Annotated in this window: 16 protein-coding genes; 10 read left to right on the forward strand and 6 right to left on the reverse strand. The window is 67.8% G+C overall.

Translation table 11 applies throughout. The features are described from left to right. Positions 1-47: 47 nt before the first annotated feature. The 5 genes from tatC (at position 48) to Q0Q48_RS09845 (ending at position 4,604) form a co-directional block, all read left to right on the forward strand. On the forward strand, positions 48-863 hold the full coding sequence (tatC, locus tag Q0Q48_RS09825; protein WP_366915276.1) for a twin-arginine translocase subunit TatC: 816 nt from the start codon (positions 48-50) through the stop codon (positions 861-863). A gap of 2 nt (positions 864-865) precedes the next feature. Then, the gene (gene serS, locus Q0Q48_RS09830; protein WP_295136964.1) at positions 866-2,149 is read left to right on the forward strand and encodes a serine--tRNA ligase; all 1,284 of its coding nucleotides are present in this window, start codon (positions 866-868) and stop codon (positions 2,147-2,149) included. Next, entirely contained in the window at positions 2,146-2,943 is a 798-nt protein-coding gene (gene surE / locus Q0Q48_RS09835; RefSeq protein WP_295136965.1) for a 5'/3'-nucleotidase SurE, read from the forward strand. Before serS ends, surE begins: the two co-directional genes overlap by 4 nt. 25 nt (positions 2,944-2,968) lie before the next feature. After that, on the forward strand, positions 2,969-3,601 hold the full coding sequence (locus tag Q0Q48_RS09840) for a protein-L-isoaspartate(D-aspartate) O-methyltransferase (RefSeq protein WP_295137607.1): 633 nt from the start codon (positions 2,969-2,971) through the stop codon (positions 3,599-3,601). 121 nt (positions 3,602-3,722) lie between these two features. Further along, the gene (locus tag Q0Q48_RS09845; protein WP_295136966.1) at positions 3,723-4,604 is read left to right on the forward strand and encodes a M23 family metallopeptidase; all 882 of its coding nucleotides are present in this window, start codon (positions 3,723-3,725) and stop codon (positions 4,602-4,604) included. A 17-nt stretch (positions 4,605-4,621) separates the two neighbouring features. On the opposite strand, the gene Q0Q48_RS09850 is transcribed toward Q0Q48_RS09845, so the two are convergent. Together Q0Q48_RS09850 and Q0Q48_RS09855 are read right to left on the reverse strand one after the other, a co-directional pair. Next, the gene (locus Q0Q48_RS09850) at positions 4,622-4,957 is read right to left on the reverse strand and encodes a DUF1491 family protein (RefSeq protein WP_295136967.1); all 336 of its coding nucleotides are present in this window, start codon (positions 4,955-4,957) and stop codon (positions 4,622-4,624) included. A 10-nt stretch (positions 4,958-4,967) separates the two neighbouring features. Then, positions 4,968-5,897: a hypothetical protein gene (locus Q0Q48_RS09855; RefSeq protein WP_295136968.1), complete on the reverse strand. Its 930-nt coding sequence runs from the start codon at positions 5,895-5,897 to the stop codon at positions 4,968-4,970. Between the two features lie 67 nt (positions 5,898-5,964). On the opposite strand from Q0Q48_RS09855, the gene Q0Q48_RS09860 reads away from it, so the two are divergent. Further along, the gene (locus Q0Q48_RS09860) at positions 5,965-7,776 is read left to right on the forward strand and encodes an ATP-binding cassette domain-containing protein (protein ID WP_295136969.1); all 1,812 of its coding nucleotides are present in this window, start codon (positions 5,965-5,967) and stop codon (positions 7,774-7,776) included. A gap of 111 nt (positions 7,777-7,887) precedes the next feature. Here the strand turns inward: Q0Q48_RS09860 and Q0Q48_RS09865 are convergent, their stop codons facing one another. Then, positions 7,888-9,315 carry a M20 family metallopeptidase gene (locus Q0Q48_RS09865; protein WP_295136970.1) on the reverse strand — a complete coding sequence of 476 codons (1,428 nt, stop codon included), beginning with the start codon at positions 9,313-9,315 and terminating at the stop codon, positions 7,888-7,890. 39 nt (positions 9,316-9,354) lie between these two features. Beyond that, positions 9,355-10,647 carry a hypothetical protein gene (locus Q0Q48_RS09870; RefSeq protein ID WP_295136971.1) on the reverse strand — a complete coding sequence of 431 codons (1,293 nt, stop codon included), beginning with the start codon at positions 10,645-10,647 and terminating at the stop codon, positions 9,355-9,357. Between the two features lie 202 nt (positions 10,648-10,849). On the opposite strand from Q0Q48_RS09870, the gene Q0Q48_RS09875 reads away from it, so the two are divergent. After that, positions 10,850-12,373 (forward strand): peptide chain release factor 3, encoded by a 1,524-nt coding sequence (locus tag Q0Q48_RS09875; protein WP_295137609.1) that lies wholly within the window; start codon positions 10,850-10,852, stop codon positions 12,371-12,373. A gap of 271 nt (positions 12,374-12,644) precedes the next feature. After that, positions 12,645-14,360: an amidohydrolase family protein gene (locus tag Q0Q48_RS09880; RefSeq protein WP_295136972.1), complete on the forward strand. Its 1,716-nt coding sequence runs from the start codon at positions 12,645-12,647 to the stop codon at positions 14,358-14,360. A gap of 1 nt (position 14,361) precedes the next feature. Here Q0Q48_RS09880 and Q0Q48_RS09885 read toward each other — a convergent pair whose 3' ends face one another. Continuing rightward, positions 14,362-15,201: an amidohydrolase family protein gene (locus Q0Q48_RS09885; protein ID WP_295136973.1), complete on the reverse strand. Its 840-nt coding sequence runs from the start codon at positions 15,199-15,201 to the stop codon at positions 14,362-14,364. A gap of 19 nt (positions 15,202-15,220) precedes the next feature. Continuing rightward, positions 15,221-16,444 (reverse strand): CoA transferase, encoded by a 1,224-nt coding sequence (locus tag Q0Q48_RS09890; RefSeq protein ID WP_295136974.1) that lies wholly within the window; start codon positions 16,442-16,444, stop codon positions 15,221-15,223. Positions 16,445-16,559: 115 nt separating this feature from the next. Between Q0Q48_RS09890 and Q0Q48_RS09895 the strand changes: the two genes are divergently transcribed. After that, on the forward strand, positions 16,560-16,910 hold the full coding sequence (locus tag Q0Q48_RS09895) for a RidA family protein (protein WP_295136975.1): 351 nt from the start codon (positions 16,560-16,562) through the stop codon (positions 16,908-16,910). A 50-nt stretch (positions 16,911-16,960) separates the two neighbouring features. After that, a complete protein-coding gene (locus Q0Q48_RS09900; RefSeq protein ID WP_295136976.1) occupies positions 16,961-17,308 on the forward strand; it encodes a RidA family protein in 348 nt (115 codons plus the stop codon). Positions 17,309-17,316: the final 8 nt, after the last annotated feature.

The raw sequence follows: 17,316 nt of genomic DNA on the forward strand, positions 1-17,316 counted from the left end.
CGCGCCAAAGGGCGGCATAACGCGGCTCCCATGCTGCGACGTGATCCGTGACCCAGGCATTCGACGGACCTGAAGACGACAAGCCGATGCCGCTGCTCGATCACCTGATCGAGCTGCGCAAGCGCCTGATCTATGCGCTGATCTGCTTCTTTGCGGTCTTCTTCGTCACGTTCTACTTCGCCAAGCCGATCTTCTCGTTCCTGATCCAGCCGGCGCTGGCCGACGGCTACAAGGTCATCGTCCTCGACATCTTCGAGTTCTTCTTCGTCACGGTGAAGCTGTCGGCCTTCGTGGCGCTGATCGTGGGCTTCCCGTTGATCGCGGTGCAGATCTGGCTGTTCGTTGCGCCGGGACTCTATCGCCACGAGAAGCGCGCCTTCGTGCCGTTCCTGGTCGCCACGCCGTTCATGTTCTATGCCGGCTGCGCGCTGATGTATTACATCGTGCTGCCGTACGTGATCAATTTCATGCTGACGCAGTATGCGCCGCCCGACATCGAGAAGACGCTGAGATCGTCGGACTATCTCGAACGCATCCTCCAGCTCGTCTTCGCCTTCGGCTTCGCCTTCGAGGTCCCGGTCCTGCTGACCCTGCTGATCCAGGTCGGCATCGCCACCACCGAGGGGCTGAAGTCCAAGCGCCGCTACGCCGTCGTCGTGGCCTTCGTCATCGCCGCCGTGCTGGCGCCGCCCGATGTGGTCAGCCAGATCGCGCTGGCGGTGCCGCTGATGGCCTTCTACGAGATCAGCATCCTGATCGGTGGCGTGATCGAGCGGAAGCGCGCGGCCGCGGACAAGGCGGCCGAGGAGGCCGAGCAGAAGGCCGAGGAAGCCACCAAGGCCGGCGAGGGGGCCGGCAACTAGCCATGCACGACATACGTTTCATCCGGGAGAACCCCGAGGCGTTCGACGCCGGCCTGAAGAAGCGCGGTCTCGCGCCGCTCTCGGCCGAGATCCTGGAGATCGACAGGCGCCGCCGCGCCGCCATCTCGGACAGCGAGGCCATCCAGGCGAAGCGCAAGGCGCTCAGCCAGCAGATCGGCATGGCCAAGCGCAAGGGCGAGAATGCCGACGCGCTGATGGCCGAGGTCGCCTCGCTCGAACAGAGCCTGAAGGACGGCGAGAGCGAGGCCGGCCGGCTCGACGAGGAGCTGCGGATCCGGCTCGAGGTCGTGCCCAACCTGCCGTTCGAGGACGTCCCCGAGGGCGCCGACGAGACCGGCAATGTCGAGATCCGCCGGGTCGGCAACCAGCGCAACTTCGGCTTCCCGCCGAAGGATCACGTGGCGCTGGGCGAGGCGACCGGCAACATGGATTTCGCCGCCGCCGCGAAGATCTCCGGGGCGCGGTTCGTGTTCCTGAAGGCCCATCTCGCACGCCTGGAGCGCGCGCTGTCGCAGTTCATGCTCGACCTGCACACGGTCGAGGGCGGCTACACCGAGGTCAATCCACCGCTGCTGGTGAAGGACACCGCCGTCTATGGCGTCGGCCAGCTGCCGAAGTTCGCCGAGGACATGTTCCACACCGACAACGGCTTCTGGCTGATCCCCACCGCCGAGGTGTCGCTCACCAACCTGGTGAACGACATGATGCTGGAGGAGAAGGAACTGCCGCTGCGCTTCACGGCGTTCACGCCCTGCTTCCGCTCCGAGGCGGGGTCGGCCGGCAAGGACACGCGCGGCATGATCCGCCAGCACCAGTTCCCCAAGGTCGAGCTGGTGAGCATCACCACGCCCGAGCAGTCCGCCGCCGAGCACGAGCGCATGACCGAGTGCGCCGAGCAGGTGTTGAAGCGGCTCGGGCTCGCCTATCGCACCGTCGTCCTGTGCGGCGGCGACATGGGCTTCGGGTCGCGCAAGACCTACGATATCGAGGTCTGGCTGCCCGGCCAGAACACCTATCGCGAGATTTCGAGCTGCTCGAACATGGGCGACTTCCAGGCCCGTCGCATGAACGCGCGCTATCGGCCGAAGGAAGGGAAGGGCACGCGGTTCCTGTGCACGCTGAACGGCTCGGCTCTCGCCGTCGGCCGCACCCTGGTCGCGGTGCTGGAGAACTACCAGAACGAGGACGGCTCGGTGACAGTCCCCGAGGTGCTGCGCCCCTACATGGGCGGCCTCGAACTCATTCCGGCGCCCACCCGGAAATGAAGGTCGCCAACCTCGCCAAGGCGCGCATCCTCGTCACCAACGACGACGGCATCCATGCTCCCGGCCTCGAGGCACTGGTCGAGATCGCCACGCAGCTCTCGAGCGACGTCTGGATCGTGGCGCCCGAGGTCAACCAGAGCGGGGCCGGCCATTCGCTGTCTCTGTCGCGGCCGATACGTGCGCGCGAGGTGAGCGAACACAAGTTCGCGGTCGACGGTACGCCGACCGACTGCGTGCTGTTCGCTGCCAGGCACCTGATGAAGGACCGCAGGCCCGACCTCGTCCTCTCCGGCGTCAATCGCGGTACCAACATCGCCGACGACGTCACCTATTCGGGAACCATCGCCGCGGCCATGGAAGGCTGCCTGCTGGGCATCCCGTCGATCGCGTTCAGCCAGGCGCATATGCACGACCATCCGGTGAAGTGGGGCACCGCGACGGCCCACGGCGCCGCCGTGGCGCGCCGCGTGCTCGCGCTCGACTGGCCGCGCAATGTGCTGGTCAACGTCAACTTCCCCGATGTCGTGGCGGGCTCGGTGCAGGGCGTGCGGGTCACGCACACCGGCACGCGCGGCTTCGGCGGTCACATCATCGAGCGCAAGGATCCCCGCGGCGGCACCTACTACTGGATCGGCTACGCCCCGCAGGAGAGCGAGATCGACGCGGCGAGCGACATTGCCGCGGTCCGCTCGGGCCACATCTCGGTGACCCCGCTGCACCTCGACCTGACCCACGAGAGCATGCGCCGCAAGCTCGTCGCTGAGTTCGAGGCGCAGCCCGTCGACCTCGACTAGAGGGCGCCCCGTGAACGTCCCCGCCATGCAGCGCCTGATCGCCGAACTGCGCAATTCGGGCATCACGGACGAGAACGTGCTGGCGGCGATCGCCTCGGTCGATCGCGAGCGCTTCGTGACGCAGACCTTCGCGGAGCGTGCCTGGGAGAATACGGCCCTGCCCATCGCGTTCGGCCAGACGATCAGCCAACCGCTGGTGGTCGCGGCCATGACCGAGGCGCTGCGGGTCGGCCCGCGCATGAAGGTGCTCGAGATCGGTACCGGCTCGGGCTACCAGGCGGCGGTCCTGGCGAAACTCGCGCGCCGCGTCTATTCGGTCGAGCGCTTCAAGCCGCTCTCCAAGGCCGCAGAGCGGCTGCTGCTCGACCTCGGCATCTACAATGTCGTGGTCGACATCAACGACGGCAGTAAGGGCTGGCCCGGCCAGGCGCCGTTCGACCGCATCATCGTCACCGCCGCCGCCGAGGAACGTCCGCAGGCGCTGATCGACCAACTCGCCGTCGGCGGCATCCTGATCGTTCCGGTGGGCCGCGATCCCACGGCGCAGGTCGTCGAGCGCATCGTCAAGAGCGAGCGCGGCCTGCAGCGCGACACGCTGATGCCGGTGCGCTTCGTGCCGCTGGTCGCGGGGCCGTTGCCGGTCCTGGGTCAGGGCTGAGCGAAGCTCAGCCCGAGGAGCGACAGGACATTGCCCAGGGGAATGTCCGAGAGCGTCGAAGAACGAACGACCCTCCGAGGCTCCTATTCCCGCCAGAATCCCAATGCAGTAGTATGGAAGCATGAAGAACGCCCCTCGCTTCCCCTCGCGATGGGCCGGCCGCATGCACACGCTGGGTACAATGGCGGTGCTGTCGGTCGCGCTCGGCGCCTGCAACACCGTCATGGGTGCCCGCGAAGGCACCATGGAATATCCCGGCTCCGCCGCCGGGCCCAACGCCGTTCCCGTCTATGTCGTGAAGGACAAGGACACGGTCGATGGCCTGTCGCGCCGCTACGGTGTGCCGTCGCAGACCATCATCGACCGCAACAACCTCAAGGCGCCCTATACGCTGAAGCCCGGTCAGACGCTCGCCATGCCGGGCGCCCGCTTCGTCCAGGACAGCTACGGCGAGGCCGCCAGCCAGCAGACCGCCGCGGCCAATCCCAACGCGCCCTCCTCGGTGAAGCGCGAGGGCCTGGCGCCGCCGCCAGGCACCAGCCAGGGCGAGGCGCCGCGCTCCGCCGCGCCCGCCGGCGAGCCGACGCCGCTCGCCAAGCCGGTTTCCGTGGCAGCCACACCGCCGGCTGCAAAGATGATCTGGCCGGTTCACGGCAAGGTCGTCTCGGGCTACGGCACCTCGGGCGGCCAGAAGAACGACGGCATCGACATTGCCGCCGCCAAGGGCACGCCCGTGAAGGCGGCCGAGGGCGGCAGGGTCGTCTATGCCGGAGGCGAGGTCGCCCGCATGGGTAACCTGCTGCTGATCGAGCATCCCGGCGGCTACATCACCGCCTATGGCAACAACGAGTCGCTGGCGGTGAAGAAGGGCGACGTCGTCAAGAAGGGCCAGACCATCGCCAAGGTCGGCAATTCCGGCGGCACCGCGGAGCCGCAGCTCCATTTCGAGGTCCGCCGCGCCGGCAAGACGATCGATCCGACCACGGTGCTGGGCCCGCAATAGGGCGAGCTTCGCTCGGCCTAAACGATCTTCCCGACCATCTTGTACTCGCCCTTGCGGTCCTCGATCTCGAGGACCCAGAGGTCGGGATCGCGGGCGACCTGGCGGGCGATGTAGGCGTCGGCCTCTGGCTCGGTGACGGGCGTGGGGCCCGTGCCGCGGCTCCACGCGGGCTCGTCGCCGAGCGTGCTGGTCTGGGTGAAGACGGTCACGCCCGCCTCGAAGCGGTTGATCTTCAGCAGCACCGTGCCGACATCCGGATCGCCGCGCCGCACGACGGCGGCCGGAATGAAGGCGCGGTCGCAGAGCCTGATCTGCGCGCTGACCCAGAGTCCCGTCGTGAGGCCCATCACCATGAGGGGCTCTTCATGCCAGCGCGTCGTCCAGCCCGTCAAACACCGCCCGCGCCCCCCGCCACTGGAAGCGCACGCAGGGGAAGGGCAGGGAGGCGAGCGCGCCGTTCTCCACGCCGGGCAGATCCAGCGGCGCGACGAGGATCGGCTTCACCTTCGTGCCCAGCCGCGCGGCCGCCAGCGCCAGGGCGCCGACCGCCAGCGCCACCTCCTCGGGCTGGCCGTCGGCGATCAGCCCGAACAGCGGCCGCGGCCCGTCGGCGCCGACCGAGAAGAGATCGGTCGTGCCGCCGAACACGCCGCGCTTGGTGAGCTCCTCGTAGAGGGCGGCATCGACCAGCGCGCGATCGCAGGCGGCGGCCGGCGGGAGGCGTGTCGAGGGATCGGTGCAGAGCGCCGTCTGCAGCGGTGCCGCACCGCCCGCCTTGTAGCGGCGCACGGCGTCGACGAAGCGGCCCAGCAGCCGGGTGAGGCGGGGACTGTCGAGCGGCGCCACGATCAGCGCCTCGCTCTCCTCGCCATCGGGCCACTCCACGGACCGCCACACACCGTCGGCCAGGAATTCGCGGAACCCATCCTTGCTCTGCCCGGGCCGCGCTCCGCCCATGCGCCCGGAATGGGCGAGATAGAGGGCCCCGGCTGCATCCTCGACGATCATGCCCGCCAGCTTCCGGTCGGCCCCGGTGCGCGGCAGGTTGATCTCGCAGGTGATGCTCTCGCGCGGCGGCGGCGGCTCGGGGGCGTGGCCGAGCACCAGGGCGTCGCGCGCACGGCGCGGCTCGAAGGCCCACCAGAAGGCATCGTCGCGCGCCCAATGGATGGTCGTGCGCAACTCGCCGCCGCGCCAGGTCAGTCGCACGCCGCGCGCGGGAACGCCCTGCAACGCGCCCTGCAGGCGCCTGATGGCACGGTCGATCCGCTTCGGCTCCCCCACGACGAGCATGGCGCGACCATAGCGCGGCTGCGGCCCTTGCCGATGTGGACAGGTTCGGCCAATACAGCCCGCTCCCATGGCCGATCCGCCCCTCCTCGCGCTCAGCGACATCCGTTTCCATCTCGGCGACCAGACGATCCTGGCCGGCGTCGATCTCGGCATCGCGCCGGGCGAGCGCCTGTCGCTGGTCGGCCGCAACGGCGCGGGCAAGTCGACGCTGCTGCGCATCCTGGCCGGCGCACCGATCGCCGACTCCGGCGAGCGCTTCGCCCAGCCCGGCGCGACGGTCGCCACCCTGCCGCAGGAGCCGGACTTCACCGGCCACGCCACGGTCGGCGCCTATGTCGCCTCGGCGCTCACCGATTCGCTGGGGCCGGACGACTACCGCGTCGCCGCCATCCTCGACGACATGAAGCTGGCCGGCGATCGCGATCCGACCACCCTGTCGGGCGGCGAGGCACGGCGCGCGGCGCTCGCGCGCGTGCTGATCGCCGAGCCCGACGTCATGCTGCTCGACGAGCCGACCAACCATCTCGACCTGCCGACCATCGAGTGGCTGGAGGACAAGCTCTCGAAGTGGCGCGGCGCCTATGTGCTGGTGAGCCACGACCGCCGCTTCCTCACCAACCTGACGCGCGCCGTGCTGTGGCTCGACCGCGGCATCGTGCGCCGCCTCGACAAGGGCTATGGCGAGTTCGAGGCCTGGTCGAACGACATCCTCGAACGCGAGGCGACCGAGCGGCACAAGCTCGACCGGCTGATCGAGCGCGAGACCGAATGGGCCGGCAAGTCGATCCGCGCCCGCCGCACACGCAACGAAGGCCGCCTGCGCGCGCTGGCGGCACTGCGCCAGCAGCGCAGCCAGCAGATCGGCCCGGTGGGCCGCGCCACCATCGAGGCCGGCAGCGCCGAGGCCTCGGGCGCGCTGGTCGTCACGGCGCGCAACATCACCAAGCGCTGGGGCGACAAGGTCATCGTCCAGGATTTCTCGACGCGCATCTTCCGCAAGAACCGCATCGGCCTGATCGGACCCAACGGCGCCGGCAAGACGACGCTGCTCAAGATGCTGATGGGCGAACTGGAGCCCGACAGCGGCACGGTGAAGCTCGGCGCCAACCTGATGCCGGTGGTGATCGACCAGCGCCGCATCGGCCTCGATCCTGACAAGACTCCGTGGGAGACGCTGGCCGACCGCAACGACCATGTGCTGGTGCGCGGCCATCTCACCCATGTGATGACGTACCTGCGCGAGTACCTGTTCCGCGACGAGCAGGCGCGCCAGCCGGTGCGCACCCTGTCGGGCGGCGAGCGCAACCGCCTGCTGCTCGCCAAGGCGCTGGCCGCGCCGTCGAACATGATCGTGCTCGACGAGCCGACCAACGATCTCGACGCCGACACGCTCGACCTGCTGCAGGAAGCGCTCGACGACTATGACGGCACCGTCCTGCTGGTGAGCCACGACCGCGACTTCCTCGACCGGCTGGTCACCTCGACCATCGTGCTCGAAGGCGACGGCACGGCGGTCGAATATGCCGGCGGCTACAGCGACTACGTGGCCCAGCGCGGCCCGCGCCCAGAGCCCACGGGCGTCACGCCGTCACGCGCCAAGGACAAGCCGGCCGCCGCGCCGAAGCCGGCCGGCCCGGCCAAGGCCCGCCTCGGCTACAAGCGCGAACGCGCCCTGGTCGAGTTGCCGAAGAAGATCGAGGCCCTGCAGGCCGAGGTCGCGACCCTGCAGCAGGCGCTGGCCGATCCCGACCTCTACCGCCGCGATCCCAAGGGTTTCCAGGCCAGGACCACCCGAATCGGCGCCGCCCAGGCCGAAATCGAGGCCGCCGAGACGGAATGGCTGGAACTCGAGATGCTGCGCGAGGAACTTAGTTCCTGATTCATGTTCCTCTCCCCCGATAGGGGGAGAGGTTAGGTGAGGGGGGTACACGGGTTGCGTCGCCCACTCACCCAGCCTCTCCCCCTATCGGGGGGAGAGGAGGAAGAAAGGCTACTTCTTCTTCCTCTCGTAGTGCGCCGCGATCATCAGCGCAGTCGCGACGGTCACCTTCTTCCCCGTGGGAATGTGCAGGAACTCGTTCGGCCCATGCGCATTCGAATGCGGGCCGAGCACGCCCGTGATCACGAACTGCGTCTTGGGGAACTTGTCGCCCAGCATGCCCATGAACGGGATCGTGCCGCCTTCGCCCATGTAGGCGACCGGCTCGCCGAACGCTTCCTGCGAGGCCTCGTTCACCGCCGTCTCCAGCCACGGCGCCAGCGGCGGCGCGTGCCAGCCGCTCTGGCCGCCTTCGCCGGCGTCGAACTCGACGGTCGCGCCATAGGGCGGATCCGACTCCAGCGCCTTCTTCATGGCCTTCACGGCCTCCTTGGCGTCGAGCGTCGGCGGCGTGCGCACGCTGATCTTGGCCTCGGTGTAGGGCAGCAGCACGTTGCCGGCGTCGACCGGCTCGGGATAGCCCGCCATGCCCACGGTCGCGAGCTGCGGCCGCCAGGTGCGGTTCAGCACCATCTGGCCGAGATCCTCGACCATCGGCTTGGTCGTGCCGGCAAAGGGGAACTTGCGATAGACCTCGTCGCCCAGCACGCGCGCGGCTTCCGAGGCTTGCGCGATGCGCTGCGGCGGGATCTGCACGAACAGCTCCGGCAGCTTCATCTCGCCGGTCGCCTCGTCCTCCAGCCGCGTCAGCAGCGCGCGCGTGATCCGGAACGAGGAGGGCACGATCCCCGACGCGTCGCCCGAGTGAACGCCCTCGTTCAGCACGCGCACCTTGAGCGTGCCGGCCGCGATGCCGCGCAGCGACGTGGTGAGCCACATCCGGTCCCAGTCGCCGCAACCCGAATCGAGGCAGACCACCAGCGACGGGTCGCCGATCCGGTCGAGCAGGTGATCGACATAGAAGGGCAGGTCGTAGCTGCCCGATTCCTCGCAGCCCTCGATCATGATGACGCAGCGGGCGCGCGGCACCTTCTGCTGCTGCAGCGCCAATAACGCGGCGAAGCAGGCATAGATCGCGTAGCCGTCGTCGGCGCCGCCGCGGCCGTAGAGCTTGTCGTCCTTGCGCACCGGGATCCACGGCCCCATGCCCTCGGCCCAGCCCTTCATCTCGGGCTGCTTGTCGAGATGGCCGTAGAGCAGGACGGTGTCGTCGTTGTCATCCCCCGGTATCTCGATGAAGATCAGCGGCGTGCGCCCCGGCAGCCGCACCACCTCCATTGTCGCGCCCGCGAAGGCGGCCACATGCGGCCGCGCCCAGTCGGTCATCAAGGTGACCGCCTGCTCCATGTAACCGTTCTCCTCCCATTTCGGGTCGAAGGACGGCGACTTGTTGGGAATGCGGATGTATTCGGTGAGAGACGGCAGGATCTGGTCGTCCCAGAAGCTGCCGATGAAGGTCTTGAGCTGGTCGGGGTTCATGGGCGGGAGTTTAGTCCCCCGCTGAGCCCTCGCAAACTCTCAGCTCTTGGTCGCCTCGACCTTCTTCCCGGACTCATTCCTCTCGGACTTCTCCGCCTCGTCTTCGACGGGGGCCTTCGCTTCTTTGTCTGCCGGCTCTTCTTCTTCCGCCTTCACGGCCTTCTCGGCCTCACCGTCAGCCGGCTTCTCCGCCTCGTCTTCGACGGGCGCCTTTGCTTCTTCGTCCACCGGCTCTTCTTCTTCCGCTTTCACGGCCTCCTCGGCCTCACCGTCAGCGGGCTTCTCCGCCTCGTCTTCGACGGGGGCCTTTGCTCCTTCGTCTGCCGGCTCTTCTTCCTCCGCCTTCACAGCCTTCTCGGCCTCATCTTCAGCGGGCTTCTCCACCTCGTTCTCGGAGGGCGTCTCGGCGTCAGCCTTCGCGGGCTCCGCCGGCTCGATGTTATCGGGATCGAACCATGTCGCTGCTTTGTCGAAGGCGGCGACGAGGGCGGTGGCTTCGGTCGGATCGACCAGGGTTTCGAAGCCGTGGAGGATGTTGTTGCGGATGCGGCGCAGCGTATCGAGCTGGCGCAGTCGGTCCTTCGACAGGTTGAAGCGCGGTTCCTCGAACAGGCTTTCGAGCGGGACGGTCCGGTCGCCTTCCATGTCGGCCTGGCGCTTGACCTCGCGTTCGAAGTTCACGGCGGCGTTCAGCACCGCCTGGTAGGGCATCTTGAGGTCGAGCAGCTGTTTCGGCGCTAGCGCTTCGACGGGCGTCCGCTTGGTGGGGGCGTGGGCGAGGTTGCGGAAGAGGGGGCGCTGGCCGTCTTCCGGCTTTTCCGGCTCGGGTTCGGGCAGGGCGCCTTGTTCCTTAAGCTCCTCGATTCCGACCCGGATGCTGACGAAGTCGTTCGCGGGCTTGGGGGCGGGCTTCGGAGGCGCAGGTGGAGGCGGCGGCGGAGCCGGTGTTGGGACCGGCTCTTCGACTGGTTTCGCGACAGGCTCGGCGATGGGCTCGACCGTGGGCGTGGCGATGAGCGTGGGCGCGGGCTCGGGTTCCTTTTCCGGCGCTTTCTCAGGTGCGGGCAGCTTGAGCGGCTCCGGCGCGGGAGCCGGCACGGCTTGCGCGGCAGGTTGCTGCTCACTCCGCGCCGACCGCGCGGCGCGCAGGACCAGGCCCTGCGCCGCCAGGACGCAGAAGAACGCCACCCCGCCCGCCGTCACGCCGTCGAGCGGCATCTGCTTGGCCTGTGCCACGAGCGTTCCGTAAGCGACACCGCCCGCGACCGGAAGCACCAGCTCTTTCAGCACGCGTAGCGCGATTGGCGTACTGCCAGCCTTCTTCTCGTCCATCGATTCCAATCCATTCGGTCCCGGCCCCCTTCATTGGGAGGGCGCGGCCGGTCAAAGCCGGCGCCGTACTAACAAACCTCACGAGTTGACGCCAACGGACCCGTCCGCTACCCCCACGCCACCCCCGAAGGACCCCGTAAAAGTGCCCGATTCCGCCGCTCTTCCAGCTTCCGACGCCCGTCTCGCCGGCCATCCGGCCGGGCTGCGGCGCACGTTTGCGATCATCTCGCATCCCGACGCCGGCAAGACGACGCTGACGGAAAAGCTGCTGCTGTTCGGCGGCGCCATCCATGTCGCCGGTGCCGTGAAGGCGCGCGGCGAGGCGCGGCGGGCGCGCTCGGACTGGATGAAGATCGAGCAGCAGCGCGGCATCTCGGTCACCACCTCGGTGATGCATTTCGAGTATGGCGGCGCCGTCTTCAACCTGCTCGACACGCCGGGCCACGAGGACTTCTCCGAGGACACCTACCGCACGCTGACCGCCGTCGATTCGGCGGTGATGGTGATCGACGCCGCCAAGGGCATCGAGGCGCGCACCCGCAAGCTGTTCGAGATCTGCCGCCTGCGCGACGTGCCGATCATCACCTTCATCAACAAGATGGACCGCGAGTCCAAGGACCCGATCGAGCTGCTGGACGAGGTCGCCTCGACCCTGGCGCTCGACGTCTCGCCCATGACCTGGCCCACCGGCTCGGGCCAGAGCTTCAAGGGCACCTACGATCTCGCCAACAACCGCATGCTGGTGTTCGACAACACCGACAAGACGCGGATCGGCGAGGTGATCGAGAACTACCAGATCGCCGATTCCGACTTCGCGGAAGAGGTCGAGCTGGTGCGCGCGGGCTATCCGGCGTTCGATCTCGAAAGTTACCGCGCCGGGCATCTCTCGCCGGTGTTCTTCGGCTCGGCCTACAACAATTTCGGTGTGAAGGAGCTTCTCGACGCGATCGCCGCCTGGGCGCCGCCGCCGCGGCCGCAGCCCGCCGAACCGCGGCCGATCGAGCCGACCGAGCCCAAGGTCTCGGGCTTCGTGTTCAAGGTCCAGGCCAACATGGACCCCAACCACCGCGACCGCATCGCCTTCCTGCGCCTGTGCAGCGGCAAGTTCCGCCGCGGCATGAAGCTGACGCAGATGGGCACGTCAAAGGTGCTGTCCGTCAATTCGCCGATCCTGTTCTTCGCCCGCGAGCGCGAGATCGTCGACGAGGCCTGGCCCGGCGACATCATCGGCATTCCCAATCACGGCGTGCTGCGGGTCGGCGACACGCTGACCGAGGGCGAGACGCTGAAGATCACCGGCATCCCGAACTTCGCGCCGGAAATCCTGCGCCGCGTGCGGCTGGAGGACCCGATGAAATCCAAGCAGCTCAGGCGCGCGCTGGAGGACCTGGCGGAAGAGGGCGTGACGCAGGTGTTCCGCCGGGTCATCGGCGGCGACCATATCGTGGGCGTGGTCGGCGAACTGCAGCTCGACGTGCTGAAGACCCGGGTCGAGGCCGAGTACAACGTCCATATCGATCTCGAACCCGCACCGTTCGAGACCGCACGCTGGATCTCGGCCGAGACCAAGGCCGACCTCGAGGAGTTCATGTCGGCCAACCGCGGCGGCATGTCCGAGGACCGCGACGGCTCCCCGGTGTTCCTCGCGCGCAACGCCTGGGAGCTGGGGTACATCGCCGAGAAGAGCCCGAAGGTGAAGTTCAGCGACATTCGCGAACGCGCTTAGCGTCTTAGTATCAGGCTTCCAAAAAGCACCTCACCCTGAGGAGCGGTCCACCGGACCGCGTCTCGAAGGGTGGGAACGAGCACCTCGTCTGTTGCCCATCCTTCGAGACGGCCGCTGCGCGGCCTCCTCAGGATGAGGTGGTGGGTGAACGACACTACGGATTACGCTGCGGGCAGAATAGCAGTACGCCCCTAACGCATGGCTCCGGTCTTTCCGGGCCCGGCCTTGTGTGAAAGTCTTACCGTCCCATTACAGAACAGCGGGACGGGCCATGCACGACATCGTCATCCGGGGCGGCACCATCGTCGACGGCACGGGCGCGCCGGCGTTCCAGGGCGACGTCGCACTCGACGGCGACAGGATCGTCCGGGTCGGCGGCAAGGCCGGTCCGGGCAAGCGCGAGGTCAAGGCCGAAGGCCGGCTGGTCACGCCAGGCTGGGTCGACGTCCACACCCACTATGACGGCCAGGCCACCTGGGATCCGGTGCTGGCGCCGTCCTCCTGGCATGGCGCCACGACCCTGGTGTTCGGCAATTGCGGCGTCGGCTTCGCGCCGGTGCGCAACGAGCACCAGAAGGCGCTGATCGAGATGATGGAGGGTGTCGAGGACATCCCCGGCATCACGCTGACCGAAGGCCTCAAGTGGGACTGGGAGAGCTTCCCGGAATATCTCGATGCGCTGGAGCGCCTGCCGCGCACCATCGATATCGGTGCCCAGGTCGCCCACCATCCGTTGCGCGTCTATGCGATGGGCGAGCGTGCCATCAAGCGCGAGATGGCGACCGCCGAGGACATCGAACTGATGGCGCGGCTCACCGAGGAAGCGCTGAAGGCCGGCGCCGTCGGCTTCACCACCAGCCGCAGCGACCAGCACAAGACCCTGGCCGGCGACCTGGTGCCCGGCCGCTTTGCCGAGCATGAGGAGCTGATCGCCATCGGCAAGGCGATGGGCCGCGCCGGCGTCGGCACCTTCGGCTTCCTGTCCGATTTCAATGATGAGAAGGCGGAATGGAGCTGGATCCGCGAGGTCGCCAGGCACAGCGGCCGGCCGGTCTGGTTCCTGCTGACCGATCGCAGCTACGATCCGCAGCGCTACAAGCGCCTGATGGACGGCGTGCGCGCCGCGCGCGCCGACAACCTGCCGCTCTATGCCCAGGTCGCCGGACGTCCCGTGGGCCTCACGCTCGGTCTCAACACCTCGCTCAATCCGTTCGGCCTGCGCGAAGGCTATGCCGAGCTGGCCCACCTGCCGCCGGCCGAGATGCTGGCCAGGCTGCGTACGCCCGAGGTGCGCCGGCTGATCCTGTCGCAGGAGGCCTCGCCGCGCCTGCTCGAGGTGCTGCCGCCCCTGTCGCGCCAGATCGCGACGCGCTGGGACCGCATGTATCCGCTCGGCGACAAGCCGGACTACGAGCCCGCGCCGGAGCGCAGCATCGAGGCGCTGGCCAAGGCCGCCGGCGTGACGCCGCAGGAATATTGCTATGACTACCTGACTGGCGGTGAAAACCGCATGGTCTACTTCCCCGTCACCAACTACGTGCATGGCGATCTCGAGGTCGTGCGCGAACTGATCGAGGATCCGCACACCATCCTCGGCCTGTCCGACGGCGGCGCGCATTGCGGCGTGATCTGCGATGCCTCGCTCAACACCTCGATGCTGCAGCACTGGGTCCGCGACCGCACGCGCGGACCCCGCCTCGGCCTCGAGTTCGTGGTCAGGCGCATGACCAGCAGCACCGCCGACTTTTACGGCTTCGCGGATCGCGGCCGCCTGCAGGTTGGCAAGAAGGCGGACGTCAACGTCATCGACTTCAACGGCCTCAACCTGCACAGCCCGAAGATGATCTTCGACCTGCCGGCCGGCGGCCGCCGCCTGGTCCAGAGCGTCGACGGCTACGACATGACGATCTGCTCCGGCACGCCGATCTTCGAGAAGGGCGTCGAGACCGGCGCGCGTCCGGGCAAGCTGGTCCGTTCGACGGCCTGATCTACCTCTTCGGCGACCAGCCGTAGGCCTTGGTGCAGGCGCCGCCCATCAGCATGGCGCGCTCGCTGTCGCTCAGCGTCTTGGTCTCCAGGAACGGCTTCACGGCGTTCTCATAGTTCACGACGGCGAAGGCGCGGGTCCAGTCGGTGCCCCAGAGGCAGCGCTCGAAGCCCCAGGCGTCGAAGATGCGCTTCAGCGGATCCCAGATGTCGGGGAACGGATAAGGCTGCTTCGAGAGGGTGCAGGCGCCGCTGATCTTGATCACCGCGTTCGGCCGCTTCGCGAGGTCGAGGATCTTCGGCAGGTCGGCCCAGGGCTCGGCAGGCGCAGGCGGGACGCGCGGCTGAAGGATGCCGAGATGGTCGACGATGAACCGCGTCTTTGGATGGCGGTCGATGATCTGCATGCCTTCGTCGACCCGGCCCCAGAACAGGAAGTTGAGCGGCAGGTCGTAGCGGACTGCGGCCTTGCAGATGCGGTCGAGGCCGGGATGGTCGGGGGCGCGCTTCTCCTCCTCGCGCAGGAAGATGCGGATGCCGACCGCACCCGGCGTCTCCTTCCACTTCGCGATCACGTCGGCGACGTTCTCGTCATCGGGATCGACCGGCTTCACGATGGCCATGCGGGTTGGGTGACGGCGCGCCACCTCCTCGGCGTAGCTGGCGTCGTAGCGGTACATCGCGAAGGGCGAGATCATGATCGCGCCGTCGACGCCGACCGCGTCCATCGCCGCCACCATCTCGTCGCCGGTCACGTGCGGAGGCCAGTTCGGAATCGTGGCCCATGGCCGCTTCGGCGTGTTCGCCTCGTAGGCGTGGACCTGGGAATCGATGATTGGCATGGCGTTTCCTCTTCGTTTGTTACTTCTTTTTCCGTTCCGTGACCGGCACGGTGACTTCATCCGTGCGCAGCCTGTCGAGCTCGCCGGTGCCGAGGCCGAGCAATTCTCCCAGCACCGCATCGGTATGCTGCCCCAGGGTCGGCGCCGGGCGGGTGATCTCCGACTTGCCGCCGGTATGGAGGCGGATGGGCGAGATCGGCACGCGGGTCTTGCCGCGGCGCGGGTGGTCGACATCGACCCAGAAGCCGCGCGCCTCGAGATGCGGGTCGTAGGCGACCTCGCGCGCGGTCTTCACCGGGGCGCAGGGGACGCGCGCTTCGGTGAGTGCGGCCAGCACCTCGTCCTTTGTCTTTGGGAGCGTCCAGGCGCCGACCATGTCGTCGATCACGGCCATGTTCTTCGCGCGGCCCGGAGTCGTCGCGAACTCGGGATTGGTCAGCAGATCCTGGCGGCCCAGCATCTCGCACATCGATACCCAGTGCCGCTCGGCCGAGGTGAAGATCGCGACATAGCCGTCGCGGCAGCGATAGGTGTTGTACGGCGCCATGGCCAGTGCGGGATGCCGATTGCCGGTGCGGTCGGGCACATTCTTGTCGCCGTCCATCACCGCGCCCAGCGCCGAGGCGATCGAGATCGCGCCCGCCTCATGCATGGCGACCTCGACCCGCTGGCCCTTGCCCGTGCGCTCGCGTTGCACCAGCGCGCCCAGGATGCCGGCGCAGAGATGGATGCCGGCCAGGAAGTCGCAGACCGCGGCGCCGGCCTTGGTCGGCGGTCCGTCGGCATCGCCGGTGGCATTGGTGATGCCGCTCATTGCCTGGATGGTGACGTCCATCGCGGCGAGGTCGCGATAGGGACCGTCGAGGCCGAAGCCCGAACTGCCGCCATAGACGAGGCGCGGATTGATCTTGCTCAGCACGTCGTAGCCGAGGCCGAGCCGGTCCATGACGCCCGCGGCGAAGTTCTCGATCAGCACGTCGGCCTTGGCCACGAGCTCGAGGAAGATCTCCTTGCCGCGCGGCTGCTTGAAATCGAGGACGACCGATTCCTTGTTGGAGTTCAGCATCACCAGCGGATAGGGTTCGACCTCGCGCTTGCGGCGCCGCACGACGTCGCCCTCCGGCGGCTCGATCTTGAGCACGCGCGCACCCATGAAGGCGAGCTGCAGGCCGCAATAGGGGCCGTTGTAGATCTGGCCAAGATCGAGGACGAGCATCCCGTCGAGGGGGCGGCGGATGGTCATGGCGTTTCTCCGGTAGGCTTCCCGGGACTGTAACGCGATCCGGCGGCGCGGGCAGCGCGGAGTGCGGCTCCGATCCGTTGTGCGAGGGGTCGGAGCGCTTTATGACGGGCGGATCATGAGCACCATCACCCGAATCGACGTCGGCCCGCGCATGAGCGAGGCCGTGACCCTGGGCAACCGCATCTACTGCTCGGGGATGATCCCCGAGGATACGAGCCTCGACATCACCGGCCAGGTCCGGCAGGCGCTGGCCGAGATCGACTCGCTGCTGGCCAAGGGCGGCAGCGACAAGTCGAAGATCCTGACCGCTACGATCTGGCTGAGCGATATCTCCGATTTTGCCGCCATGAACAGAGTTTGGGACGCCTGGGTCGTGCCCGGCCATACGCCGGCCCGCGCCACCGTCGAGGCCCGTCTCAACGACCCGGACATGAAGGTCGAAATCATGGTCGTCGCGGCAATCTAGCCTCTGCTAAGGTCCCGCCCGCTTTTCAGGCTTCATCGAGGAGAGACAATATGAGCATCAAGCGTATCAACGTCGGCGCCCGCATGAGCAGCGCCGTGGTCCATGGCGACACGGTGTATCTCGCCGGCCTGACCGCCGACGACGCCAGCGCCGACGTCAAGGGCCAGACCAAGCAGATCCTCGACAAGGTCGACAAGTTCCTGGCCGAAGCCGGCACCGACAAGTCGAAGGTGCTCTCGGCCAACATCTGGCTGACCGACATCTCGACCTGGAGCCAGATGAACGAAGTCTGGGACGCCTGGGTTTCCCCCGGCAACACCCCGGCCCGCGCGACGGTCGAAGCCAAGCTTGCGGCTCCCGGCCTCAAGGTCGAGATCATGGTCCAGGCCGCGAAGTAAGGCGCGTC

Source organism: uncultured Reyranella sp., from assembly GCF_945957355.1.
In the GTDB taxonomy this organism is placed as follows: Bacteria; Pseudomonadota; Alphaproteobacteria; order Reyranellales; family Reyranellaceae; genus Reyranella.